Origin of the sequence: Leifsonia sp. McL0618, from assembly GCF_049994905.1 — a bacterium.
In the GTDB taxonomy this organism is placed as follows: Bacteria; Actinomycetota; Actinomycetes; order Actinomycetales; family Microbacteriaceae; genus Diaminobutyricibacter.
Map to the genome: position 1 here is coordinate 795,498 of NZ_CP188258.1, position 24,675 is coordinate 820,172.

Annotated in this window: 19 protein-coding genes; 6 read left to right on the forward strand and 13 right to left on the reverse strand. The window is 62.6% G+C overall.

The annotated features are described in order from the left end of the window. Position 1 precedes the first annotated feature (1 nt). On the reverse strand, positions 2 to 2,479 hold the full coding sequence (locus tag ACPPVQ_RS03840) for a family 78 glycoside hydrolase catalytic domain (protein ID WP_426518804.1): 2,478 nt from the start codon (positions 2,477 to 2,479) through the stop codon (positions 2 to 4). Positions 2,480 to 2,487: 8 nt separating this feature from the next. Then, positions 2,488 to 3,276 (reverse strand): LLM class F420-dependent oxidoreductase, encoded by a 789-nt coding sequence (locus ACPPVQ_RS03845; RefSeq protein WP_426518806.1) that lies wholly within the window; start codon positions 3,274 to 3,276, stop codon positions 2,488 to 2,490. A 210-nt stretch (positions 3,277 to 3,486) separates the two neighbouring features. On the opposite strand from ACPPVQ_RS03845, the gene ACPPVQ_RS03850 reads away from it, so the two are divergent. Then, complete coding sequence (locus ACPPVQ_RS03850; protein WP_426518808.1) at positions 3,487 to 4,158, forward strand: SDR family NAD(P)-dependent oxidoreductase; 672 nt, start codon at positions 3,487 to 3,489, stop codon at positions 4,156 to 4,158. A 3-nt stretch (positions 4,159 to 4,161) separates the two neighbouring features. Here the strand turns inward: ACPPVQ_RS03850 and ACPPVQ_RS03855 are convergent, their stop codons facing one another. After that, entirely contained in the window at positions 4,162 to 5,058 is an 897-nt protein-coding gene (locus ACPPVQ_RS03855; RefSeq protein ID WP_426518810.1) for a helix-turn-helix transcriptional regulator, read from the reverse strand. Positions 5,059 to 5,075: 17 nt separating this feature from the next. On the opposite strand from ACPPVQ_RS03855, the gene ACPPVQ_RS03860 reads away from it, so the two are divergent. Then, positions 5,076 to 5,588, forward strand: coding sequence for a cyclophilin-like fold protein (locus ACPPVQ_RS03860; protein ID WP_426518812.1), 513 nt, complete (start codon positions 5,076 to 5,078; stop codon positions 5,586 to 5,588). Between the two features lie 53 nt (positions 5,589 to 5,641). Here the strand turns inward: ACPPVQ_RS03860 and ACPPVQ_RS03865 are convergent, their stop codons facing one another. The 6 genes from ACPPVQ_RS03865 to ACPPVQ_RS03890 all read right to left on the reverse strand — a co-directional run bounded on the left by ACPPVQ_RS03865 (position 5,642) and on the right by ACPPVQ_RS03890 (position 13,329). After that, the gene (locus tag ACPPVQ_RS03865) at positions 5,642 to 6,514 is read right to left on the reverse strand and encodes a helix-turn-helix transcriptional regulator (RefSeq protein WP_426518814.1); all 873 of its coding nucleotides are present in this window, start codon (positions 6,512 to 6,514) and stop codon (positions 5,642 to 5,644) included. A gap of 510 nt (positions 6,515 to 7,024) precedes the next feature. Further along, entirely contained in the window at positions 7,025 to 7,858 is an 834-nt protein-coding gene (locus ACPPVQ_RS03870) for a helix-turn-helix transcriptional regulator (RefSeq protein WP_426518816.1), read from the reverse strand. Between the two features lie 58 nt (positions 7,859 to 7,916). Further along, positions 7,917 to 8,774 (reverse strand): alpha/beta fold hydrolase, encoded by an 858-nt coding sequence (locus ACPPVQ_RS03875; protein WP_426518818.1) that lies wholly within the window; start codon positions 8,772 to 8,774, stop codon positions 7,917 to 7,919. Positions 8,775 to 8,806: 32 nt separating this feature from the next. Beyond that, the gene (locus tag ACPPVQ_RS03880; RefSeq protein WP_426518820.1) at positions 8,807 to 9,610 is read right to left on the reverse strand and encodes an alpha/beta hydrolase; all 804 of its coding nucleotides are present in this window, start codon (positions 9,608 to 9,610) and stop codon (positions 8,807 to 8,809) included. A gap of 902 nt (positions 9,611 to 10,512) precedes the next feature. Further along, positions 10,513 to 11,382, reverse strand: a complete 870-nt coding sequence (locus tag ACPPVQ_RS03885; RefSeq protein ID WP_426518822.1) for an ArdC-like ssDNA-binding domain-containing protein — start codon at positions 11,380 to 11,382, stop codon at positions 10,513 to 10,515. Between the two features lie 399 nt (positions 11,383 to 11,781). Then, positions 11,782 to 13,329 (reverse strand): ParB/RepB/Spo0J family partition protein, encoded by a 1,548-nt coding sequence (locus ACPPVQ_RS03890; protein WP_426518824.1) that lies wholly within the window; start codon positions 13,327 to 13,329, stop codon positions 11,782 to 11,784. Positions 13,330 to 13,927: 598 nt separating this feature from the next. Here ACPPVQ_RS03890 and ACPPVQ_RS03895 point away from each other — a divergent pair. Further along, the gene (locus ACPPVQ_RS03895) at positions 13,928 to 14,239 is read left to right on the forward strand and encodes a hypothetical protein (protein ID WP_426518826.1); all 312 of its coding nucleotides are present in this window, start codon (positions 13,928 to 13,930) and stop codon (positions 14,237 to 14,239) included. A 342-nt stretch (positions 14,240 to 14,581) separates the two neighbouring features. Further along, positions 14,582 to 16,753, forward strand: a complete 2,172-nt coding sequence (locus ACPPVQ_RS03900) for a hypothetical protein (RefSeq protein ID WP_426518828.1) — start codon at positions 14,582 to 14,584, stop codon at positions 16,751 to 16,753. 514 nt (positions 16,754 to 17,267) lie between these two features. On the opposite strand, the gene ACPPVQ_RS03905 is transcribed toward ACPPVQ_RS03900, so the two are convergent. From ACPPVQ_RS03905 to ACPPVQ_RS03920, 4 genes are all read right to left on the reverse strand, one after another. Beyond that, the gene (locus ACPPVQ_RS03905) at positions 17,268 to 18,449 is read right to left on the reverse strand and encodes a mandelate racemase/muconate lactonizing enzyme family protein (protein WP_426518830.1); all 1,182 of its coding nucleotides are present in this window, start codon (positions 18,447 to 18,449) and stop codon (positions 17,268 to 17,270) included. A 44-nt stretch (positions 18,450 to 18,493) separates the two neighbouring features. After that, positions 18,494 to 19,984 carry an aldehyde dehydrogenase (NADP(+)) gene (locus ACPPVQ_RS03910; protein WP_426518832.1) on the reverse strand — a complete coding sequence of 497 codons (1,491 nt, stop codon included), beginning with the start codon at positions 19,982 to 19,984 and terminating at the stop codon, positions 18,494 to 18,496. A gap of 17 nt (positions 19,985 to 20,001) precedes the next feature. Next, positions 20,002 to 20,853: an SMP-30/gluconolactonase/LRE family protein gene (locus ACPPVQ_RS03915; protein WP_426518834.1), complete on the reverse strand. Its 852-nt coding sequence runs from the start codon at positions 20,851 to 20,853 to the stop codon at positions 20,002 to 20,004. Positions 20,854 to 21,195: 342 nt separating this feature from the next. Further along, entirely contained in the window at positions 21,196 to 21,957 is a 762-nt protein-coding gene (locus tag ACPPVQ_RS03920; protein ID WP_426518836.1) for a FadR/GntR family transcriptional regulator, read from the reverse strand. Positions 21,958 to 22,106: 149 nt separating this feature from the next. Here ACPPVQ_RS03920 and ACPPVQ_RS03925 point away from each other — a divergent pair, with 149 nt between their 5' ends. Continuing rightward, positions 22,107 to 23,363 (forward strand): sugar ABC transporter substrate-binding protein, encoded by a 1,257-nt coding sequence (locus ACPPVQ_RS03925; RefSeq protein WP_426518838.1) that lies wholly within the window; start codon positions 22,107 to 22,109, stop codon positions 23,361 to 23,363. A 70-nt stretch (positions 23,364 to 23,433) separates the two neighbouring features. Beyond that, positions 23,434 to 24,657 carry a mandelate racemase/muconate lactonizing enzyme family protein gene (locus ACPPVQ_RS03930; protein WP_426518840.1) on the forward strand — a complete coding sequence of 408 codons (1,224 nt, stop codon included), beginning with the start codon at positions 23,434 to 23,436 and terminating at the stop codon, positions 24,655 to 24,657. Positions 24,658 to 24,675: the final 18 nt, after the last annotated feature.

Genomic DNA, 24,675 nt, shown 5'->3' on the forward strand with positions numbered 1-24,675 from the left:
TCTACAGCTGGAAGGTGGAGCGACCAGCGGCCGCGGGACGCTCCGAACCGTCCTCGGCAATGAAGCGGACCGGGATAGGGCTGTCGATGGCGACGCTGCGCCCCTCGACGGTCACCCGAATCGGTCCGTGGGGTGTCGGAATCGTTCCGCTGATTCGCTCGATGGTGCCGGGTCGTGGGGCGATCCGGGCGACACCGAATCCGGGTTCGTCTGGTGTGACGCCGAGGACATACCAGATGAGGTCTTTGGTCGGTGTCGCGCTCCACGCGTGCACCGGGGTTCCCCATCCCCAGCATTCACCGAAGGTGTCGTACCCGTCGTGGAGGAAGACGCTCCACCGGCGGAGCATGTCGGGCAAGGAGGCTGCGGCGCCGGCCTGGGCGACGGCGTCGTGGACGACGTAGCTGAAGAACGGTTCCGCGATCACGATCTCGCGTTCGGCATCCCAATCGATCCGGTAGATACCGGCGGCCTGGTCGACGATCTTCTGCATGTCGTAGCCGCCGTCTGCTCCGCCGATCCAGGACCGGACAACCAAACGTGACTCATCCGTGATGACCTCGATGATGCGCGCCCAGCGTTCGCGCGGCGCGAGCCCGGAGACGATCGCTGTTGCTCCCGCCGCCTGCGACATGGGCGGCAGGCGGTCTCCGTCGGCGATGTGGTCGACGTAGCTTCCGCGGGTATCGTCCCAGAAGTCTTCGAAACCGACGCGGGCGGCGTCGTGGAGGTTACGCGCCCAGGAGGCGGCGTCGCCGTTGCCCATCCACTCGTTGATCTCGGCGTATTCGGCGAGGCCGCGCGCCCAGAGACCGGTGATCAGCGACGAGCGGGCACTGACGAACACGCTGGACCAGTCGATCAGGTTCCATTCGGGGACGTCGGTGAGGGTTCCGCGGTCGTCGAGGTACGGGGTGTACCAGCGGAGGATCCGTTCGACGACGGGGAGCAGGCTGCGCAGGGCGTCGCGGTCGCCGTCGAAGCGGAACAGGTTGTGCACACCGTGGACCCAGTGCAACGCCCAGTCCGGGATCGTGTAGCCGCCGGCGTGTTCGACCTCGCCGACCACCGTCATCGGAAGCATGCCGTCGGCGCGTGGGGACGCCCCCAACGCGATGTAGTTCCGTGCCAACCGCCAATCCGAGTTCGCCACCAGATGCACCATTTGGTGCACGACGCCGTCGCCGACCCAGGCGCGTTGCTCACGGGTGGGGCAATCGGTGAACGCGTCGAACGAGTTCATCTCGGTGGTGCGGATTCCGGCCTGATAGAGCCGGTTGAGCTCTGGATCGCTGGAGTCGAAGCTCGCGTCGCCGGTGAACGGGTAGTGGTACTCCTGCACGGCGAGGACTGTCACGGTCACAGTTCCCCCCTCGCCGGCAGGAAGGAGAAGGGTGATGCGTCGCAGACCGTTCAGGTCGATGGCCTTGAACCGGTCGTCGTGTCCGCGGGCAATGTATGTTGCGCTGGTGCGCGGAGCCGAATCGACCGGTCCGGTGGTCGGATCGAAGGCGTGGGTCTCCTGGTAATAGAGGTCGATCCGGGTGCCGGCCGGCGCCTCTACCTCGAGTTCGACGTGGCCGGCGACGATGCGACCGAAGTCGAACGTCACAACGGTCATGCCATCCCTGCGGAGTGGGAACGTCGACGGCAGTTCCACCGTCCTCTGTTCCGGACGGGCGGCGCGAAGGGCGGCGACGACGCGTTCGGCGGGATGGGAGGGAAGGTCGTCAAGGGCGGCCACGTGTTGCGCGTACCCCGATACCGGTGCGACCCGGTCACCGCTGAGGAACCCGACCCCACGCGGGAGCATAGCGCCGTAGGGGTCGACGGGTGGTCGGGATTCGGCAAGACCGCCATCGTGGGTCGCCGTCAGGAGGCTGGCGTCCACCCAGGAGGCGTCGTCGAAATCGATGGCGGGCCAGGCGGGGTCGAGGAGGCGTGCGTCGAGTATTTCGACGGGGACTCCGGTCAGCGCCTGTCCCGAGGCCGGTGCCGTCCACGCATCCGAGCGGAGTGCCCGCCAGCTGGAGTCGCTGACGACCCAGGTTTCACCGATCTTCGCCTCCAGCACCAGTTGGGCGTCACGGCCCATCACGCCGCTTGATGCTGCGGGCTCCCAGTAGGAGTTCGCGTGTCCGTAGTACGTCACCAGAACGGCGATCACGTTGGTGCCGACCGTGAGGAAGCTGCTGATGTCGTATTCGTCGCAGCGGAGTCTGCGCGGTTGCGAGCGGATCGGGCCCCGTCCGACTTCCTGGCCGTTGACGATCAGAACGTAGCGGGAGTCGGCAGACAGCCGAAGGAACGCCGGTTCTGCGGTGCTGGGCACGGCGAAGGTCTTGCGGAAGAGGACCCGGGTGAACGGGTGCGGGGACAGGTCGCCGCCCATGCTGGTCGGATTGACGGTGAAGTCGGGAAGGTCGCCGGCGATCCAGTGTCCGTGCCAGCGGACGCCGGGGAAATGGGTGTCGGTCATCAGGATCCTCAAGTGTTGGATGCGTTTTTCTGGTCGCGCCAGGCGAGCCAGTCGGGGACGACGGAGAGGTCGTAGTCGGGACCGTTGAGGCCGATGGTGAACATGGTCGCGCCCAGCTGGTGCAGCTGATCGGCTTCGGGGAAGGTGATGTGGGCGATGGAGTCGAGGACGCCGACCGAGGTCTCGATCTCTCCCGGGTCGCGGCCGATCGAATCCGCGTGACCGGTGAGCACCGAATGCTTGTGTTCCAGCGTGGCGACGTCGCTGTAGCTGTGCCAGATGTCGGCATGCTGCGCGACGATCCGCAGGGTCTTCTTCTCGCCGGCACCGCCGATGAGGACGGGGATCTTGCGGGTCGGCGGCGGGTTGAGCTTTGTCCACCGCTCCTTGATGACGGGCAGGTTCGCCGCGAGAGCGTCCAACCGTTGTCCGACCGTGCCGAACTCGTAGCCGTACTCGTCATAGTCACGCTCGAACCAGCCCGAGCCGATCCCGAGGATGAATCGTCCCGTTCCGGTCCCGTGCGCGCTGATCCGGTCAATGGTTCGCGCCATGTCCGCCTGGAGATTCGCGTTCCGGTAGCTGTTGCAGTTGACCAGGGCGCCGATCTCGACGCGGCGGGTCTGTTCGGCCAGTGCGGCCAGCATGGTCCAGGACTCGAAATGGGGTCCGTCGGGGTCGCCGTTCAGCGGGAAGAAGTGATCCCAGTTGAACAGGACGTCAACGCCCAGATCCTCGAGCTCAGCGGCACGCTCGCGAATCGTTTCGTAGGCGGCGTGCTGCGGTTGAAGTTGCACGCCGATCCGAACGGGTCGCCGCGGGGCGGTTGTATGGTTCTGGATCACCCCTAAACCTCCTGCATCGTTGCGTGGATACAACGACCGTATGCGCGGAAGGGGGTGGCGAGGGACACCCTGTTGGTACACGTCTAACCAGGGTGTCCCAGTCAGTGCTGCGATGGGGGTATGCCGGGTTCACGTGCAGCATCACGAAAACGGAGGGCCGCCATGAACACCATCGCCATTGTCGGAGCAGGAAAGGGACTCGGCATAGCGGCCGCGCGACGATTCGGACGCGAAGGCCTCGCCATAGCCCTCATCTCCCGCAGCCCGGAGCGAGTTGCGTCTCTGGCCGAGCAGTTGCGGTCAGAGGGATTGAGCGCTCGCGGCTACTCTGCCAACGTGCGCGACAGGCCAAGCCTGATCGCCGCCTTGGACAGTGCTTCCCAGGACCTCGGCCCGATCGAGGTTCTTCAGTACAGCCCGTTGCCGCAGAAGGAGTTCCTTCGGCCGGTGCTCGAGACGACAGCGGAAGACCTGATCGGTGCGTTCGAGTTCTCCGTGCTCGGACCCGTCGCAGCCGCTCATCAAGTGCTTCAGGGGATGCGGTCGCTGGGCCGCGGGTCGATCTTGTTCGTCAACGGCGGATCCGGTGCCAAGCCGAATCGGAACGTGGCTGGAACGTCAATCGCCTTCGCGGCTGAGGCCGCGTTCGCGCGCATGCTGCGCGAAGCGGTCGCCGATGATGGAATTCAGGTCGGCCAGCTGATCATTCCCAAGGGAATCAGAGACGGTGACCCGACGCACGACCCGCAGGTCCTCGCGGATCGGCTCTGGCACCTGCACACGCACCCGGTGGAGTTCCGGATCTTTGCGGAGCCGATGCCCAACGTCTCATAGCGCTCAGCTGGTCTGCTGCGCACTCATCGAGGTTTCATCGTCTCGCAACGCGGTGGTCGACCAGGCTCCGAGGAGTTGAAGATTCTCCCGATCGGGTGACCCCGGTTCGGCGGTCATGACCGTCATCTGCAGACCGGGGCGACCGACGAGATCGAGGCCGTCGAAGTGCAACGCCAGGTCGCCGACGATGTGGTGGTGAAATCGCTTCAGCCCGGACTGATGCTGCCACACGTCGTGCTTGCCCCACATCATCCGGAAATGGTCGCTGCGGGTACTCAGCTCTCCGACGAGGTCGTGAAGCTGTTTGTTGTGCGGGTCGCGGCCGGCTTCCGTCCGCAGCTGGGCGACGTTGATGTTCGCGGTCGCTTCCCAATCGGTGTAGAAGCGGCGAGCCACCGGTTCGAGGAAGATGAACCGCGCGAAGTTCGGTGGTTTGGTCGTTGACGTCACAATCATCTCGTCCATCAGCGCCCGCCCCAGAGGGTTCCAGGCCAGGAGGTCGGTGCGCCCGTTGCCGATGAGGGCGACCGCAGACTCCATCGATTCGAGCATCCACTGCAGGCTTGAGGTGGGCCGCCACGGCTGAATGGCCTTTTCCGTCGACCGTGGTGCCGGATTGCGGCCTGCGCGATCGGCGAGACGGAAGAGATGCTCCCGTTCGGCATCATCCATCTTGAGCGCCTGGGCAAGACCGTCGAGAACGGCGTCGGAGGCGCCACCGAGGCCGCCGCGTTCCAGCCGAGCGTAGTATTCGACGCTGACTCCGGCCAGTGCCGCAGCTTCGCCGCGACGAAGGCCGGGCACCCGGCGATCATCGCCGCGGGCGAGACCGACATCTTCCGGCTCAACGCGAGCCCTCCGCGACATGAGGAACTCGCGGATCTCTGTTCGTGGATCCATGCACCAAGGGTAGGTCGATGCCTGACAAGGTGGGATGCCCTGTCGGGACACCTCAGAGCAGGGACTCCCGCGAACCCACGCGACGCCGTTCAGTAGATAGCGTGATAGCTCGAATCTTCTTCGCCCTCGCCGCCGCGGTCCTTTCGCTCGGCGCATTGACCGCCAGTCCTCCGTCTGCGACGGTGAGCGTTTCCCCGATAGCGACTGTCCGCCTCAACTCTTCATCGCAGGCCATTGAGCTGTCCCGGGAGTTGCCGCTTTCCACGGTCATGAACGACCGGATGGGGACGGCACTCATGACGGACCTCCCGACACCGCTCAACATGGATCGTGCCGATTCGGTCCAGCAATTTCATCGCGGCGATGTCGCTTACTGGGCCACGGCGCAGAAGCTCGTCGTTTTCAAAGCCGATGTCTCCGCTGTACCCGATCGCGGACTCGTCCTGGTCGGGCAGGTAGGCGCTGGTGCAGACACTGTGGCCGAGTGCGTAACTGATTGCCGACTCACACTTCGCTCCGGAAGGGACTGATTGTCCTGCAGCACCCGGGGTCGAACCAAACGAGTTGGTTGGCGCCAGGCCCGCTACGAGTTGGCGGCAGCTGTTTCCGTTGAAGCCCACGACGCGAGCAGTCTGAGCCGCTCGTCTGTCGCCGAGCCCGGCTCCGCCGTGTAGACCATCAGGATCAGGCCCGGCTCGGCGGTGATCGCCAGTTCCTCGTAGGCAAGGATCATCTCGCCGACGACTGGATGGTTGAACCGCTTTGTTCCCGCACCATGGGTTCGAACATCGTGCGCACCCCAGAGTCTGCGGAACAGGTCGCTGCGGGTCGAGAGTTCGCCAACCAGATCCTGGAGACCCCGGTTGTACGGATCTCGACCCGCCTCAGCACGCATGATCGACACACACATCTCGGCGAACAACTCCCAGTCGGGATAGAAGTCATGCGAAGCCGGGTCCAGAAACTGGAACCGTGCCAGGTTCGGGGTCCCCCCTCCGTCTCCGATCAGCGGCGAATAGAAGGCGCGACCAAGTGGATTGGTGGCAAGCATGTCCTGATGGGCATTGCGAACGAACGCGATTCCGCCGCTGATCGAGTTCAGCGTCCATTGCAGGGTTGGCCTCGAACCGCTCGCCTTCGCCGGTCGCCTCCGCGAACGACCCGAAAGAGGGATGCCGTCGGCCGCGCGCGCAAGATTGAACAGGTGGGTGCGTTCCGTGTCGTCAAGACGCAACGCGTTCGCGATCGAATCGAGCACCGATGAGGAGACGCCGGCGATGTCTCCACGTTCGATCTTCGCGTAGTACTCCACGCTCACATCAGCGAGCGACGCGACTTCGCTGCGACGCAGGCCGGCCACTCGACGGGTACCCGTGGTGGCTAAGCCGAGCTCATCCGGGCTGAGCTTTGCACGGCGCGACATCAGAAATTCCCGGACCTCTGCGCGATTGTCCATGGGTCAAGAGTAAGACGCCGCCCCCAAAGGAAGGGTCCCTTGTTGGTACACCTCAGGCCTGGCGACCGGAAGGATCAGTCGGCGAGAACGACAGACTCCGGATGACTCGGATCCGCAGCGACGAAACCGTCTAGTGCCCGAGTTGCCAAGTTCCAGGTCAGACGCAGACCCTCGCCGTCAGGATCGCCTGCCGGGTCGAAGAAGATATAAAACTGACGGATGGGTTGCTGACTTGCCCACTTTTGCCCACACGTGATTCGAAGTCTCGGTGATCTCCGTCATCACGGTGACCCTTAGTTCCGCGGAATTACGGGAATTTTGCCAACAGTTCGATTACCCACTGGGTGTCGATTAGAGCATACGGCTCATAATCGGTGTTGCTGGTTGAAGTCCCGCGCCGTTGCTAAGCCCCGAGATCTCGTCTTCTTGGGGCTTTTTTCATGCCGTTTGAGCTCGCTGGTTCGGTTGGCTGGCCCACATATCCCGACGACATTTCTGTTCGACGCCTTATCACGGTGACTTCGGATCGACGAAGGCGGCTAGCTCCGCGAGCCGTCCAGCCGACGGCGAGTTGGGTTGTGCGAAATAGAGGAAGAGTTGCTCGCCGTGAGTGTTCGGCAGGGGCAGGATCTTGAAGTTGAGTGTGAGCTCACCCACGATGGGGTGGTCGAGTATGTGTACGCCGCCTTCGGGGAACCGCACGCCATTGTTGGCCCAGACCTGGCGGAACTTGGCGCTGTGCTCGGACAGCTCGTCGATGATCTGGATAAGTCTCGGGTTCTCGAGTTCGTTTCCGGCCATGGCCCGCAGCAGCTCTGCGGAACGGTCGGCCAAGCCATCCCAGTCGCGATACAGCCGTCTCACACTGGGGTCGAGGAACAGCGACACGAGGTTGTTTGTGCCAACATCGAACATTCGGGTGAGCGCTTGCGCCAGGCGGTTGGATGCGATGGTGTCCAGATAGCGGTTTTGCACCACTGCGGCCGTCTCGGTCCACGATTCGACGAGCCACGTCATTTCAGGGTCCACCGCGTCCGGTTCTTCGACCTTTGCGGCGAGCACGGGAGCCTCGTGTGCGAGCTGGGTGAGATAGCCGACTGCGACCTCGTCGAGTCGCAAGGCCCGGGTGAGGGCGCGAACCACCTGTTCGGACGGGTGACGGTCGCGCCCCTGCTCGAGGCGAAGGTAGTACTGCGTGCTGATTCCTGCGAGCTCGGCCACTTCCTCGCGACGGAGTCCGGGGACCCGGCGAAGGCTCCCGTCATCCCGCAGGCCGGCATCCTGCGGGTGGACGAGTTGTCTTCGCGCTCTGAGGAAGGTGCCGATCGGATTCGGATCCTCCATACTGCCGACGGTAGCGCTGCGCTCACGCGGACGGGTAGCCCCCATCCTGCAGCTGTTATCAGTGGATAGAGTGCGCCGCCTGCACGATGACGTTGGCGACCTGAAGTGGTCTGGAAAGCATCGACAGGTGCGAGCCGTCGACCTTGGTGACCTGGGAACCGGCTGTCGCAGCCATCTGCAGTTGCGTCGCCGGCGGGATGACCTTGTCGGCGGTCCCGACCACGTACCAGCTCGGAATCGTCGCCCATGCCGGGGTGCCCGACGGTTCACTGAGCGCGCCGACCGCGATCGGGCGCTGCCCGCTTGCTAGCACCGCGCGGACGGTCGCAGGTAGGTCCTGCGCAAAGACGGTGTTGAATGTCGACGACTTCAGATAGACATCGACGTCACCGGGAGGCGAACTCGGGTTGGCGACGAAGTTGAAGATCGTGGTCGGATCTGCGACATTCAGCGCTGAGGTCGAGCCGGCCACGATCTCGCCGACGCTTTGTCCGGCTGACGGGGCGAAGGCATCCACGTAGACGAGCGCCTTGACCGTGGGATCCGACGTCGCGGCATTCGTGATGACCGCCCCACCGTATGAATGGCCGACGAGGACGACTGGCCCCGTCGTTGCCTGTTGGATGAATGCCGAGAGTTCTGCGGAGTCGCTCGCGAGGCTGCGGAGTGCGTTCGGCGGCACGAGGACGGTGTAGCCCTGGGCCTGCAGGATGGCCGTGACCGGCGCCCAGCTGGAACTGTCGGCCCAGGCCCCATGCACGAGCACGATCGTCGGCTTCGTCGCGGAGGCGGTGATGGTCGATTCGTGCGCCGAGGCGAGTTGTACGGGGAGGAGGGCGGCAACGGCGAGACCGAGAGCGGCCGCGGCTGCCACCAGGCGCCGTCTCTTCGATGTTGTCGGGGTGGATGTTCGCATGTTCATGTCCTTTCGTTGGAACCGCTTCGGTCTCAGAGGCCTTTCTCGTCGAGCCAGGCGAGGGCGACGTCAGCGACGTCCCTCCACCCGTGATCGATCGTGAGTGAATGCCCACGGCCCTCGAACTCGTGGAATTCCGTCACAGACGGTCCGCTCGCGTAGAGGCCGAAGACTTCCTTGGTCACTTTCAACGGCACCGTGTTGTCGACGCTTCCTGAGGTGAGGAGCAGCGGCCCGCGCACGTGCGCTGTGTCGAGAGCGGCGGGGCTCTTACGTGAGAAGTTCGCCGTTGCATCCTCGAACAGAGGTCGTCCCGGGCCTGGGATCGACCACTGGTCGTACAGTGATTGCGACTCGTCGTCGTCGAGGGTGTTCCCGAAACTGAACCGGAACTGTTTCGGTGTCAATGTGACCGTGCGCTTCTTGTTGGCGGGGTTCTTCAGCACCGGGAGCCCAGTTTTGAGTTCGGCAAACGGAAGCGATTTGGCGCCCTTGATCTGCGCCGGGTCGATCGCTACGGCCGCAGCTGCGTAGTCGTTTGCCAGGAGCTCCTGCGCGATGAGGCCGCCGAACGAGTGGCCGACGATGATCGGTTTCGGGTTGGAGTCGCCGATCAGGTCGGCGTAATGGTGGCAGATCGCGTCGATGCCGACATTGTTCAGCGCATCCGGATTCGCACGGGTCGCCTCGACAGTGTCGGAGTCGCCGGGCCAGCCAGGGGCCGTCGCCGCGTAGCCGTGCTCGGCGAACAAATCTATCCAGGGTTGCCACGCATTCGAGTGGAGGAACAGGCCGTGTATGAAAATCACGGGATGGGTACGGGTTGCGACAGTCATCAGGTCTCCTTTAACGCATGGCGCGCCGTCTCGACATGGCAGGATCATCGCCCGACACGTCGTTGCGGCCCTTCGCTTCAGACCATAGCGAGCGGGCTGTGCCCGTCCCTGTCCCCGTTACCCCCAGTCAGTCGCCCCGCTTGATCGACCCCGCCGAGAGGTGCCATTTTCATTTCGCTGTGAGCGATCTCGTCATGAAGACTTCCCCAAAAGGTAGATCCGACTCTCACAACCTCCGTGCGTTTCACACGGCGTACAGCGGGTCTGCAACTGACGTAGCCCTCGCCGACAGCACGCCCGACGAGCGGCTCGAGCAGAAGACTCAAGACCCACTGTCGTAGGCCCTCGTCAGTTGCACAGATAAGCAACTCGCGTATAAAACTGACCCTCGCGAATACTGGTTTGACTACATTTTGACTACAACTGAGGAAGATCCAACTCGATCGAACGAGATCATCGGATACCCAACTTCCTTGATTTTCCGCGGAAGTGGCCCGACTTCCTTGAGTCATAAGGGGGCGAATTAGAGTTCAAATCTCTCGTTGGCAAAAGCGATTCTGGCAGACGTCTGGTTCGTAAGCCTCAATGATGTCGGATGCCGGCGTTCCCACACAAAAACCCCACAACTGTGCGCGAACGAAGGAGGCTCTGTGAGATCACAGAGTGCTCTAATAGCGCCAAAACTCAAGGGAAAGTGTGGATTTCCGCTGGTTCTGGGGCCTCTGATTAGAGTTCGAATCCCGCCGGGAGTACGTGCAGCATCGAGTTGGGATATTTGTGGGACGGTCGACGCTCCAAAACTGGGCTGCGGACGGATTTATGTTTCGCCGTCTGGTCCGGCCGAGCCGAACCAGACGGCGAAAAACCTCTACGGCCTGTCCGAAGCTAAGGGATTCACGGCTCTACGATTCGATCGCGTCGTAGAGAGTGTGCGCGGCCTTCAGGACTCGCCCTGCAGTATCGCGTATCAAGTCGAGGTCTTCGTTGGCCCATCCGGTGATGTAGCCGATGCTGTAGGCGCTGCTGTCGAATCCTGTGAGTCCGGCGACGATATAGGCGACCGATTCTGCTTCGACTTCCATCCGGCCGCGGTGCTGCTGGTACTCGTCGAGGTCATTGACGTGCTCGAGTTGGATGTGTGCGGCTTCGTGGATGAGCGTCTTGGCTTCTTGCTCCACGCCGAGACCTGCACCCAAGACGACGAGGTGCCGGTCGGGGTCGGTGTACCCGTTCGCGTGTGCGAGAGGTTCACGGGTGATTGCCCATCCGCTCCCTTCGAGGTGCGCGGTCAGAGGCTCAAGCACGTCGTGATCGTCTGCGCCTTCCAAGTTCCGGGTTGGATTCTCTGGCAGCGGCTCGGCACCGTCGATCGGGTCGGTCTGGGTGATGTCGAACACGGACAGGATGGGGAAGTAGCGGCGAGGGTGATCTGCCGTCCCTCCCGATTCCGTGGCGTCGTTGTCGTCGTCGGGTTGGATGGTCTTCTGTTCGCGGAATCCGAAGATCTTGATCGACTTTGCGCCTTTGCGTACTTGGCGGCCCTTGGCTTGCCATTGCCGGAATCCGGCGACCATTGTCGCGTCGGGGTGTTGGGCGAGGATCAGGAGGAGGTTGTTCAGGCTGTAGCTGTGGAAGGATCGGGCGAAGTCGAGGAATCGACGCCATTCACCGCTGTCGGCCAGTTGCTGGACTTGCTCCACGATGGAGGCGTGCAGGGCTTTCGCTTGCTCGGCCCGTTCTTCTGCTGAACGTTGTCTGGTCTGGGTGCCCATGATCTGTTCCCTCCTCTATCGTTCTTTTGCCGATTTCGGCGCTGTGCGCCGATGCATGCCGGGCCCGGAGGGCGGGGGTTCTGGCAGCCAGAGGTCCGGTGGTGGTGTGGATCGCAGGTGCGGAGCACCTTCCTGAACCATCCGCGCGGGTGGGCTGGTGGGTTCATCGGCCGGAGGGCTGGGCATGCATAAGCTCGTGAGGCGAAGTCGGCAAGAAAGCCTTGCGGCCGAAGGGCGCTCGATCGCTGCCGCTCCGTCGGCGGTGCCCGTCCGGATGGACGATCCTGAAGGGAGCGCGAGGGAGGCTAGGGTCGCCTTCGCGCCGGCCGTTTGGCCGGCCCAGCGGTCCCCGATCCGATCTGGCCGGGTGCGCGATGGAACGCACCGGCCAGGTCGGGGTCAGGCGAGGTCCGGCACGGCGGCGTCGGGCTCGGCCGGTTCGGCAGTCACCGCCTCGTCGTCGGCGTCTGTTGTCTGCTCATCCGTGTCGGGGGACTCGGGATACCCAGCCGCGATCCGTTCGACCGGAGCGGGCTTGTATCCCCACACCTCCAACTGGAGGAGGTAGCTGCCCACAACCGTCGACGGGTGCCGCCAGGTGTCGACGTCGTCGGCGCGCGCTTCGCGCGCGGAGAGGGCCACGGCGAGGGCGACGTGCCCGGCCCTGGTCGGGGCGGTCGCGACGAGTTTCGCGGCCGCGGTTCGGGCGAAGTAGTCCTCGGTGATGCCGAGGAAGCGCCCGACCAGGTCGCCGGCCTTGTAGTCGGTGATCGACTGCGCGTGCTCGGTGAGAGAGAGCGCGACGAACACCGCCGAATCCTTCGGGAGGGTTTTGCGGGTGAGGAACTGGGTGATCCAGTCGCGGCGGACCGTGGCAGCGGTGCGCCATGCCTTGTTGTGGCGAACGACCCGCGCCCGTTCCGCCTTCCGGGTCGCGGCCTCGGCACGCTCACGGGTTGCCTGATCCTCCTCGGTTTCCTCCACGGGCGCGGAACTGGTTCGTTGATGACCGGATGCGGCCCACAGTTCGTGGTGCCGGTCAGGCTGGGCGCAGACGTCCTCAACCCGGTAGTCGTTGTCTCCGGTACCCCAGACGGACAGGTAGACGGCTCGGCCTTCGCATCCGGTGTGGGTGTCGGCGGTCAGCTGCCGTCGGTCGTCGGCATCATCGGCCGCGTCGGTCAACTGCCGCAGGGAGCGGAAACCGGCCCATTCGGTGAAGACTGTGACGCCGTCCTCGCTGAACTTTTCGGCGAGGGTGGCGGTCCGGTCGGCGACGGCTCGGTCGTCGCGGATTTCTTGAGCCACGTAGGCGAGGTCGTCGTCATCCTCGGTGAGGGCGATTCGTTGGGCGGCGTCCGGGTCGCCGTCGAACTCGGCGATGAGGATGAGCTTGTCCAAGGAGAGTTGTCCGTGGTCGATCGCGGCCTGTTTGGCACTGTCCGATTTTGCCACCGTCAGCGACTGCTTCACACGGTCGCGGGACTCGCCTGCGGCGCGGGCGATCGCCGATTCGCTGATCCCGTCGAATGCCAATTGTTCGTAGGCGGTGATCCGGTCGCTGAGGGGCAGGTTCGAGCGGTTAAAAGTGCGCAGCTGGTCGAGGATGCGCTTGGAGGCGGCAGCGGATGCTGGGGTGAGGCCGAAGATTCCGAGCATCGTGCCGATTCCGGCTTCTTTGGCGGCGAGGGTTCGGCGCTGCCCGTCCCAGATGTAGATGGTGCCATCCGTGTCACGGCGGGCGTAGACGGGTTCCTGAACTCCGTCGGTCTTGATCGATTCGGCGAACTCGGCGCTGTAGCTGGTGTCGGTGCGGACGTTGGGGTCGAGTTGTGCGGTGGCGACGTCGATGATCTCGATGGTGACCGCTCCGGCGGCGATCATGCCCGCGAGATCGGCGGGTTCGTTGGCAGTCCGCGCGGGCGTCTTTCTGGTGGTGTTCGACATGGTCGTGTCCTTTCCGTTCCTTGATCGTTTTCTTTGCCTTTCCGGCAAGACAGATCGAGTTCGGGCGTGGGGGAGACACCATGCGGTCGTGGAATACCGGACTGAGGGAGCGTGCGACGGAGGGAGGATATGCCGCGAAAGCCGTTGGGGGCGGCGGAGCGCCCGAATATGATCAGGCGGTCGGAACAGGCGAAGAAACCAATAGGCTCAGCGCCGGCGCCCCGGCTCAACTCAAGCGTTTAGGCGATCGGGTTGTGTATGCGCAGCCACAACCGGGTCTGGTGTCGGATTTCGCCGCCAGCCGATCTCATCCCAGATAAGCGGGTTCGGGCGTAAGAGATCGGCTGGAAACAGCCAGCTTGCGTCGCTGACTCACGACTGATGGAGCCGCCGATGGCGGCGCTGAACTGAAGGCCTTTGTGTGTCTTTCCGCCGTCCGATCGTAGCTCGTTCCCGGCGCTGCCGTTCCGGGCTTTCGCGGCATATCCTCCCTCCGCTGCGCTCCAGTCCGGTATTCCACGGTCCCTCCACTTACGCACCTCCTACTCGCTCTCGATCTCCCCGCCGGAAAGGCAAACAAAAACGATCGACCAGGGGAGTGAGTGAGATGCGGGTATTCATCATCGACACCAGAAACATGGGCCCAGAACTGCAGGGTGGACTGATCGGGGTGTCCGGTTCTTCCGCTCCGAGCGCCGAGGAGAAGCGGGACTGCGTCATCACAGTCGCCCGCTACGCGAACGACGGTTGGGCGATCGCCGCGGACCCGCGGTCCCCAATTGGGCGGCTCGCAGCAATCACTGCGGAGACCGCCGCCGTCCCCTTCGTTGCATTGGAACGCGTCGCCGAATATGGTGGCCACGTCCCTGGCATTCCGCTGACCGAAGCACATCTGGTGGAGCTCGACTAATCAGCCTGCGGTCTTAGCGGGGAGGGCGTGTGTCGCTTCGCAGGGAATGCCTCAGGAGGGACCACGGCTCGCTGGTGATGGGATGAGCCGAGTCTGTAATCGCCAAATCGAACGCGCATTCTAACGAGTTCCAGCGTCGGGCCCGAAGCAAACTAAAGCCCCGCAATACACTCGCCCCATCGGGGTGGCTGGGGACTGTCACCTATCCACGCGGCAGTCCCCGATCAAGATTGTCTGGCTTCGCTTCCCTTGCGATATGGCCTACTCGTCGATATTCTGCGGTATTACCGGTCGGGCCGGTAATGTCGGGCATTTGACCGCACAACGATGCAAGGGAGCGTCATGAAAGAATTGCGCGCAGCCGGTGTGGCTGCTATCGCGGTAATGGGGTTGGTCACTGGTGTCACTGCGGTGGCGCCGGCCTCCGCAGCAACTGAAAGCGTGTCGGTGGACCTTTCGACCGTGACCGGGCCAGTGAACCATGTGGGCCAGGGGTTTCTCTACGGTCTCAGTCAGGATGGGTCGGCACCGGCGGATAGTGTGCTTCAACCACTTGCGACGACGTCGTTTCGTGGGGGTGGGGCGCTTGATGTTGCTGGGGAGAAGGGTTATGCGTTTGGTGACTCGAATTTCCTTCCCCGCTACAACATGACCGCTGCGCAGGCAAAACGTGTCACGAAAGCGCCGTATAACGCGGTTTACGATGTGCTCGTAAGTGATCTGTGGGGTTCTGATGGGTTCCCGGACCGGGCCTCCTCGATCCCGGAGCCGTGTGATAACAGCGATTGCAGTTCTTGGGTCAGTTTCCTCGGTGAGCTTGTGTCGAAATTGAACGCGGATGGTCTGCAGAATTCGAGCGTGCGCTTCGACATTTGGAACGAACCGATCGAACCCGGCGCCGGGAGTGGCTTCTGGCCGCGCAGTCAGGCCCAGTATTATCAAATGTGGAACACGGCAGTGACCACGATCCGCGGGCTGTATCCTCAGGCCCAGATCGAGGGGCCCTCCAACCCCAGCTTCAATGCTGGTCAGATGGGAGCGTGGCTCGACCAGGCGAAGTCGGCGGGAACGCTGCCGAACATTCTCAGCTGGCACTTCAGCAACGACCCGGTCGCCGACGCCGCTACCGCCCAGAGCCTGTTGAGTGCCCGTTCGATCACGGGTGTCAAGCTCGACATCAACGAGTATCTATCGCCGTCGCAGCAGACCCCGGCATACACCGCGTGGTACCTCGCCCGGCTTCAGCACTCCAGTGTCTCGTGGGCGTCTCACGCGATCTGGTCGAGTTGCTGCGGTGACGCTTCGCTTGACCAAACCTTGGTGCCCGCGGGTGCCTTCCTTACCCCGAGCGGGCAGTACTGGACGTATCGGGCTGGGGCAGATCAGAGTGGGTCCGTCGTGAGTAGTACCGGCTCGAGCGACGTGGATCTTGTCGCGTCGCGGGATGACACGGCGCATAAGGCGTCGATCCTGTTGGGCAGTCCGAGCGGGTTCACGGGGACCCTTTCGGTCAGTTTGAGCGGACTGTCCGCTGCAAGCTATCTCCCAGTGAATGGGCTGGTCCGTGCGATTGTGCAGCGGATCCCGCAAGGCTCGCTCTCGGCACCGATCACCGTGTCGAACGCCTTGGTGCCGGTGAGCGGTTCCTCGATCGCTCTGAATGTCCCGTGGACAGCATCGAACGACGCCTATGAAGTGACCTTGCTACCTGGAAATGCGGACTCGTCAGCGGTCGACGGCAACACGACGACCGGTCAGAACCATTTCAGTTACGGAGCCAACTGGGGTTTGACCACAGGTGTTTCCGACATGTACAACAACACCGCGAACTGGAACTACACCGGTGGCGCTGGGGCAACGTTCAGTTTCTATGGCAACCAGGTTCTGCTGTTCGCTGCGAAAGCGGCTGATCAAGGGATCATGTCGCTCTCAATTGATGGAGGTACGGCCTTGACGGTAGATAACTACTCGGCCAGCCGCAACGCGAGTGCGCTCGCCTGGACGTCCCCCCTCCTTGCGCTCGGCACACACACGCTGACCATCACCAACACGATGACCAAGAATCCCTCCAGCAGCGGTAACAACATCGCGATCGACCGCGCGGATGTTCCGCCGTCGATTGCGCAGGTCGACGGCAATCAGACTGGTACCGGCCTCTCCCAGTTCAGCTACGGCACAAACTGGGGTGTGACCGGCGGCGTCTCGGACATGTTCACCGGAACCGCTAACTGGAACAATTCCGGTGGCGCTCCAGCAACATTCACGTTCTACGGCACCGGCGTCGACCTGTATGCGGCGAAAGCATCAGACCAGGGCGTGATGTTGCTCTCGGTTGACGGCGGAGCGCCGGTCACCGTGGACAACTACTCCGCGAGCCGGAACGCAAGTGCCTTGGCCTGGTCTTCGCCGACACTAACCATCGGCACGCACACCTTGACCATCACGAACACGATGACCAAGAACGCCTCCAGTACAGGGAACAACGTTGCAATCGACCGTGCCGACGTACGCTAATCGACACGCAAGCAGTCAGATCAAGGTTCCCGGTAGCGTTGCGTTACCCAGCCTGACCTGACACAGAGTGAGGGCGAGTCAACCCAGCCAAAACGACTCGCCCTCACTGCTGTCTGAATCGCCCGACTTTCGTTCCGTACTTCGAGCGGGGATGGAACACGACGAACAATGCCGGAGATGCGTGAGCGGGCGCTCCGCATGCTCTGGAGGCTGTGCCGGAGCAGCCGACGATAATGAGCGCGATCCTTCAAGTGGCCGGGCTTCTCGGAATGAGCCGCGCGCAGGAAATCGACCGCCACAGAAGGAGATGATCAGGTTCAACGATGCGTACCCGGATCGTTTCGCGGGGGCCTGAACTCATGTATCTTTCCGGACCTCGACGACATCAGTTATCGCATTGAGATTCCGAGTCACGCGCCCGACCAACTGTTGAGGTTGTCGGCGATCAGTGATCGGAGCGCCGGGCGAAACCGCTTCCCTCAGCGCGGGCAACCCGGTTGATCCATTAGCGATCTCAACGGGAGATACCGACGTCCGCCCCGACGTTGCGGAGGTCGACATCTTCCTCGACCGACCCCGCCGACCAGAACGCCAGGTCAAGCGGCTCAAACGGGTGTTTCCTGAGCTCCACGAGGTCGAGTTCGACTCCGAGTCCCGGACGGTCAGACGGTGAGATGTAGCCATCAACGACCTCGGATCCGCCGCGGACGACCTCATGTCTCCATGGCACGTCCCAGGGCGCCATCATCTCCTGAATCATGAAGTTGGGCGCGATCATGTCGACGACCAGTGATGCTGCTGTGGCCACGGGCCCGTTCGGATTGTGCGGTGCGACAGCGATGAACGACGTTTCTGCCATGGCCGCGATCGCGAGAGTCTCCGCAATCCCGCCAACATGTACAACGTCCGGTTGGAGCACGTGCACCGCTCCGCGGTCGATCAAAGGCTTGGCGTCCAGTCTTGAGTATGCGCGCTCGCCCGCTGCGATCGGCATTGGTGCTCGTGCTGCCAACCGAGCCATTGCTTCGGCGTTATTGGGGGGTAGGGGTTCCTCAAAGAAGAGACACTGGTAGGGGCCAAGACGATCGGCGATGCGCAACGCGGATTGAACATCGAACCTGCCGTGCCCCTCGATCAGGAGGTCGACGTGTTTGCCGAGATTGCGCCGAAGCGCGTCCACAATCCCTATCGCCTTGTCGACCTCATCGGGTTCAGGGAAGTGTTCGGCTTGCCCGAACGGGTCGAACTTGATGGCGCGGTAGCCGAGCTCGACGATCTCGCCAGCACTTGAAACCCACTCGTCTATTTCCTGAAGGCCGCCGTACCAGCCATTGCCATACACCTTGGCCTTCTCGCGGATCTTCCCGCCAAGGAGCTGCCAAACCGGTGCACCGAGGTGCTTCCCGAGAATGTCCCACAACGCGATTTCCACACCCGCTAGGCCTGTTCCTGCGACATAGCCACCGGTCCAGAATGGATCACGCGTAAGCGCGCGCCGCAACGTGTTCACTTCCAACGCACTTCGGCCGATCAGTGTCCGCTTGAGATCCTCGAAGTGCCCGGTGATCGTCCACTCGCGGCCTTCGACCGTGGCTTCGCCGACACCGACCAGACCGGTGTCGGTCTCGACCTCGACGAAGACCCAGTTCCGCAGGCCCGCGCCGCAGATGTGCCAGCGGATATCAGCAATTCGCATTCTTTTCAGCCTCCATGTCCTTGAATGAGCGAATCGACCTGTATCTAGTAGGTGCCCTGAAGGGTTCCCCAGGTCGCCGAAAGTCCCGCGACACTTCTTCGCTGCGGAACGTTCCAGGGGTTGTCGTCACGCAAAGGCTTGGGGAGCACCGCGTTCGGTGCGCTTTGATAGGTGACCCCGCGCAAAAATCGACCGATCGCGGCTGTCCCGACGCTGGTTGCGTCGGTCGTTGTCGCAGGGAACGGGCCGCCGTGCTGCATCGCATTGGTAACAGACACGCCTGTGGGCCAACCATCGAAAAGAACTCGACCACTCGTTTCCGCGAGCGCCGAAATCAACTCGGTCAATTGACCGCTGGCCCAGTCTGACTCGGTCGCCCGGACGGTGGAGGTGAGGTTGCCGGGGAATAGTCGACGGTGGACACCGGCGAGGTCGCTGACATCCTCATACCTGACGACGATGGAAAGAGGTCCGAAGCACTCCTCGAGAAGGGTTTCGGTGTTCAACAATTCATCGAGGCTAACCTCGACAACGGTCGGGGTCACGAATTGCTGGTCGTGCTCGTCTGACCAGACCGACCCTTCGGCGAGAACTGTGACACCCGGCGTTTCAATCACCTCAGATCGCCGGCCGACGAACGCTCTCCCTATGTTGACATTGAGGAGACGGTGCGGTGCGACAGCGCCAACTGCTGCGGCAACATCACCCAACGCCACTTGGGCCGGTACAAAGAGAAAGCCCGGTTTGGTGCAGAGCTGGCCAGCCGACCCTGCAACAGATGCAAGGAACCCTTTCACGAGCTCGGGGTCCAGCTCGAACGCCCCCACAGTGGCATAGGCGGGATTGACACTTCCGAGTTCGCCATAGAAAGGGATCGGTTGTTCGCGTGTTGCTGCGATCTCTGCGAGGATCCGGCCCACCAGTGTGGATCCGGTGAACGATCCGGCCCGAATGCGTTTGTCACGCAAGAGCTCGACGCCCACCTCCTGGCCGGCGACGATCTGAAAGACGTTGTCCGGCATGCCGGCCGCTGCGAGGGACTCGACTACGATCTGCGCAGTCCGCTGTGAGAGCTCGGGATGACCGGAGTGGGCTTTGAGTATTACCGGGCAGCCGGCCGCGAGTGCGGCGGCGGTGTCACCGCCGACCACTGAGAACGCAAACGGAAAGTTGGATGCGGCGAAATTGAGCACGGGCCCAACCGGCTGTAGCATTCGGCGAAGTTCAGGGCGGGGCCCGACGACGTATTCTGGGTCCGCGTCATCGATGCGAACGTCGAGGTATGCCCCTTCCACGATCACTTCAGCGAACAGCCGGAGTTGGTTGCTGGTGCGACGGACTTCGCCTTGAAGTCGCGCCTCACCGAGTCCTGTTTCGCGCATCGCGATGGGAATCAGTTCGGCTGCGTTGGAATCGAGGGCATCGGCGATTCTCACCAATGCTTGAGCACGCCGCCGAGGGTTTGTCCCGGCGAATTGTCCAGCTGCAGTAGCGGCTCGCTCGGCCGTTGTTTCGATCAGGGTTTGCTGTTCCATTTCAGTCGACTTTCGTGTTAGCCGGCAAACGCCGGAACGGGCAGGCCGCCTACTGTCGGCCTCGCGACGAATAGTGCGCCGGCAAGCGGCTCAGGGCGCTCCATCGCATAGCGGGAGGTACTGATGTACAGATTCGAGAGGTTGTCCCCGCCAAAAGCGCAGGCCGTGACTTGGCGCACGGGGAGGACGATTTCTGCGTCCGCGGTGCCCGCGGCATCAAAATGAACTAGCCGCCCACCGTCGAAAAGCGCCAACCAGATGCCCCCTTCCGCGTCGACGGTGAGCCCGTCAGCAAATCCGATTCCACCGAGATCGACGTGCGTCTCTCGACCTGTCAATTCACCTGCAGGCGAGAATGTGAGACGGTCGATGCGGTCACTGAGGCTGTCGACAAAGAACGCGGAGTGTCCATCCACGCTCCAGGCCAGGCCGTTGCTGCAACCGACCTGATCGAACAATCGCTGCGTCGTTCCATCGGGGTCGAGCCGCCACATTGCGCCCGCGCCGGGTGTGAGATTGTTCGCCATGCTGCCGCACCAGAATCGGCCCCATGGGTCGGTCGCGCCTTCGTTCATGCGAACGTCTCGGTCGTCCCAACACTCGATGTGTGACTCGATGACATTTTTCGTGTCGAGTAAGGCAAATCCGCGCTCGATCCCGACGACCAGGCCGCCGTTCTTGCGTGGACGAGCGGCGGCGGCGACGACATCGACGTGGATACGATCCGTCAACCGGCCAGCGCTGTCGACGAGCAGGACATCGCCGGCGAGCATGTCGAGCACTGCCAGGCCGCGTTCTCCAAGCCATACTGGCCCCTCACCGTGCTCGGTGAGAGGTGTGCTGAAAGGCTCAGCATTAATGCGGTTCATCGGCCTCCTCCTCTGCTCCTTGTCGGCCGCCTCGCAGACCATCTTCACCGCGGGATGGTCTTATCTCCCGCAGCATCTACTAGTCTGATGATACCGGCCTTACCGGTATTACCAAACGACGGACGTAATCACATCGGACAGCGGGAAGCGGTGGGTTGCCTCGACTGATGCCTCGCGACTTCTTGCAGCGACCGCCTGGATCCCTGTCGAGGTCGAGCGGGTCGGTCGGGTCTCGAAGGAGAGTCCGGTGCTGTAAGCGTTGTGAAAGAGCTTGAATCGGCGCGGTTCGGGCTGGCGTCAATCGGGCGTTCAGCCACGCTCGCCCGAGCGGTGGTTCGTCTCCTAGTGTGCAGACGACAGGTCGGCTGCGCTGAGCCCGAAATTCAGACCGGGGCGCACGCTTGACCCGACCACCTCGGAGAGAGGCCGGTCTAGGTCTTCGCCATACAGGCGTTGGGCGACGTCCAGGTGTGCAAGCATCGCACTGCGCGCTGCCTCGGGATTTCTTTCCTCGATCGCGGAAAAGACTGTGCGATGAAACGGCACGCCTTCGTGGCGCACGGCAGCGTCCGAGACGCTTCGGATCACGATGCCTTCGACGAGATTGCGAATCGAGCCGAACATGATCTGGATCACGGGATTGTTGGACGCAATCGCCACGGCTTCGTGAAATGCAACATCGGCGCGCACCACATCGCTCACACTTGACGCAGACTCGACGGCGACAAGAAGCTCGCGCATTCGTTCGAGATCGACCTCGGTGCGGTTTTGTGCTGCGAGGAAGGCAGCAAACGACTCCAGCATTGACCGTGCCGCGATGAGCTGTCGCGGTGTGATTTGACCACGTTTCGCTATCGCGTCGACCGACCCGCCACTCTCTGTCAATGCAGGCTGCCGCACGAACGTCCCCCGGCCGGGAACCACTGTGATGAGGCCCCGCTCTTGAAGCCGACGGAGCACTTCCCGAACCAGTGGGCGCCCGACGCCGAATTGTTCCGCGAGCGCGCGCTCAGGCAGGAGCTTTTCGCCGTGTCGATATGCCGGCGACATCAGCATGCTTTCCATCTGTTCGGCGAGTTGGTCGGACGTGGGCGAGATCTCCATGCACCCATAATAGAGGGCGGTATGACTGGTCAGTCCAGATGCCACGCAGTTGCGGAATCGATCTGTGGTAAGACCGGTCTTGCCAATTTACCAGAAATCGGGTAGCTTTCTTCTGGGCCGGCGCGGTCCATCTCAACGAGGAGGAAATAATGGGCACCAAGAAGAGGCTGGTGATCGCCGCGAGTTTGATTCTCGGGCTCACCCTTTCTGTCACTGCATGTTCCGCTCAGACCGGCAGCGAGTCTGCTGGTGGTCTGTCAACACAGCTGCCAAGCAAGGACACCAAGACCACCATCAACATCTGGGGTTACCTCCAGCCGGCAGATGCGGCCTGGATCAAGACCGGCGAGCAAACGTTGAAGAAGGAGTTCCCCAACGTCACCGTCAACTACACCTACGTTCCTTACGATCAGATCTCCTCGAAGCTCCTCGGCACCGCCGTCGGCGGCGGGGCCCCGGACGGCATCATCTACAACCCTGCCGATTCAGCCGACCTGTCGAAGTCGGGAATCCTCGCGGACATGGCGCCGTTCTGGAACGACTTCAAGGATGCGTCGCAGTTCCCAGATTCGATGGTTTGGAAGAACGGGTCGAAGGTCATTTCTCTGCAGGGATATGTCAACACCACGGCGCTCTACTACAACAAGGATGTGCTCGACAAGGCCGGGGTGAAGCCGCCGACGACAGTGGCAGAGCTGGATTCAGACCTCAAGGCTGTGGCCAAGGTTGGCGATCAGGGACTCACAATGTCAGCAGTTCCAACCGCCGAGTCCGAGTTCCAGATTTTCCCATGGCTTCTGGGCGACGGTCAGAACTACGGCTCGTTCACTCAGTCCGGGGTCGACGGTGTTTTCAGCCAGTTCGACAAGTGGATCGCCGCCGGCTACGTGCCGCGCGACATCGCAGGTTGGACGCAGGCTGATGCCTTCCAGAACTTCTCAGGCGGGAAGTTCGCATTCACTCAGAACGGCAACTGGCAGCTCGGCCTGGCCAAGAAGCTTCCCTTCAAGTGGGGTGTGGTTCCCATCCCCGCGGGCACCTCTGGCAGCTACAGCGTAGGCGGCGGCGAAGGCTTCTCCATCGGTTCAAAGACCAAGAATGCTGCCCTGACGTGGGAGTTCTTTAAGGGAGCGCTTCTGACCGAATCGAGTGAGATCAATATTCTCAAGACGACAGGAAGCCTCCCCGCGCGTAAGGACGCGGCGCAGAACTCGTACGTCGCAAGCGACCCCGATTTGAAGGTGTTCGCGGGTGTTGTCGCCACCCTCAAGGCGCGGCCGAACAGCCCGGAGATCGCCGCCGACCTCGTCACGATGGGGAAGATCTGGAACTCGGTGGCTGGTGGGTCAACTTCACCATCGGACGGGGCCACCCAGGTCGTTTCGCAACTGAACAACGTCAAGTAGTTCGACGACGAAGGACGCGGCCGGTGCTCCTGTGGCCGGCCGCGTCCTCGCAATATCAAGGGGTCAGTTGATGAAGATCATCGAAATCGAAACCGTTCGACCTGCTATTCAGCCGAACATGCTGTTCGTCCTGGTGAAGAACGACGAAGGAGTCGTCGGACTCGGCGAGTCGTTCTTTGGACCACGCGCCGTTGAAGCGTACATCCACGAAACAGCCGCACCTGTTCTGCTCGCAATGGACGACATCTCCCCCGAGTTCGTCTCAACGTCGCTTTCGCCCTACCTTGGATACCAAGGCGCCGGGGCTGAGGTTCGCGGCAATGCAGCGATCGATCTGGCGCTCTGGGACATCCTTGGCAAACAATCGGGGATGCCACTGTTCAAATTGATGGGGGGTACGAACCAGCGTGGGCTCCGTGTATACAACACCTGTGCAGGATCCGACTACGTGCGGACGAGCACGCGCCAGGCGTCAGACAACTGGGGCATCGGTGATGACTCGCACGAATTCGCCCGCTATGAAGACCTGAGATCGTTCCTGACCCGGCCCGGCGAGCTGGCGCGTGAACTGCTCGACGAAGGGCTCACTGGGATGAAGATCTGGCCGTTCGACAAGGCGGCGGAAGCATCCGGGGGCACCGCGATCTCTCAACAGGAACTCGATGCGGGTCTCTCGATTATCGAGCGAATCCGCGAGTCGGTCGGCATGGAGATGGACCTCATGATCGAACTCCACGGTCTGTGGAATCGCCCAACCGCCGCGAAGATCATCACTGCACTCGAACCGTACACGCCGTTCTGGGTCGAAGATCCAATCAGGGCAGATGCGGTGGATGCGCTGCGCCATCTTGCCAATGAGACCGCAGTTCCGATCGCGATGGGCGAGACCAGCGTTGGTCGTCGTGGCGCGTTGCCGTTGCTCCGCGACGGAGCGGTGGATGTCCTTACTCTCGATCTTCAATGGACCGGAGGACTGACCGAGGCACGGAAGGTCGCGGCCCTCGCAGACACGTTCGGTGTTCCGATCGCCCCGCATGACTGCACCGGTCCCGCAACACTCGCGGCATGCATCCACCTCAGCCTGAGTCAGCCCAACGCCCTCGTCCAGGAGACTGTTCGGGCGTTCCTCCGCACCTGGTACAGCGAGCTCGTCACCGGCGTACCGGAGATCAGTAACGGATACGTCACAGGCTCCGACAGGCCTGGCCACGGCGTCGAACTGCGTGACGAGGTGCTGCTCGATCAGCGCAACGAGCGCAGGTCGAGCTCCCTTCGCGAAAGCATCGCCCGATGACGGTCCTGGCAGTACGGT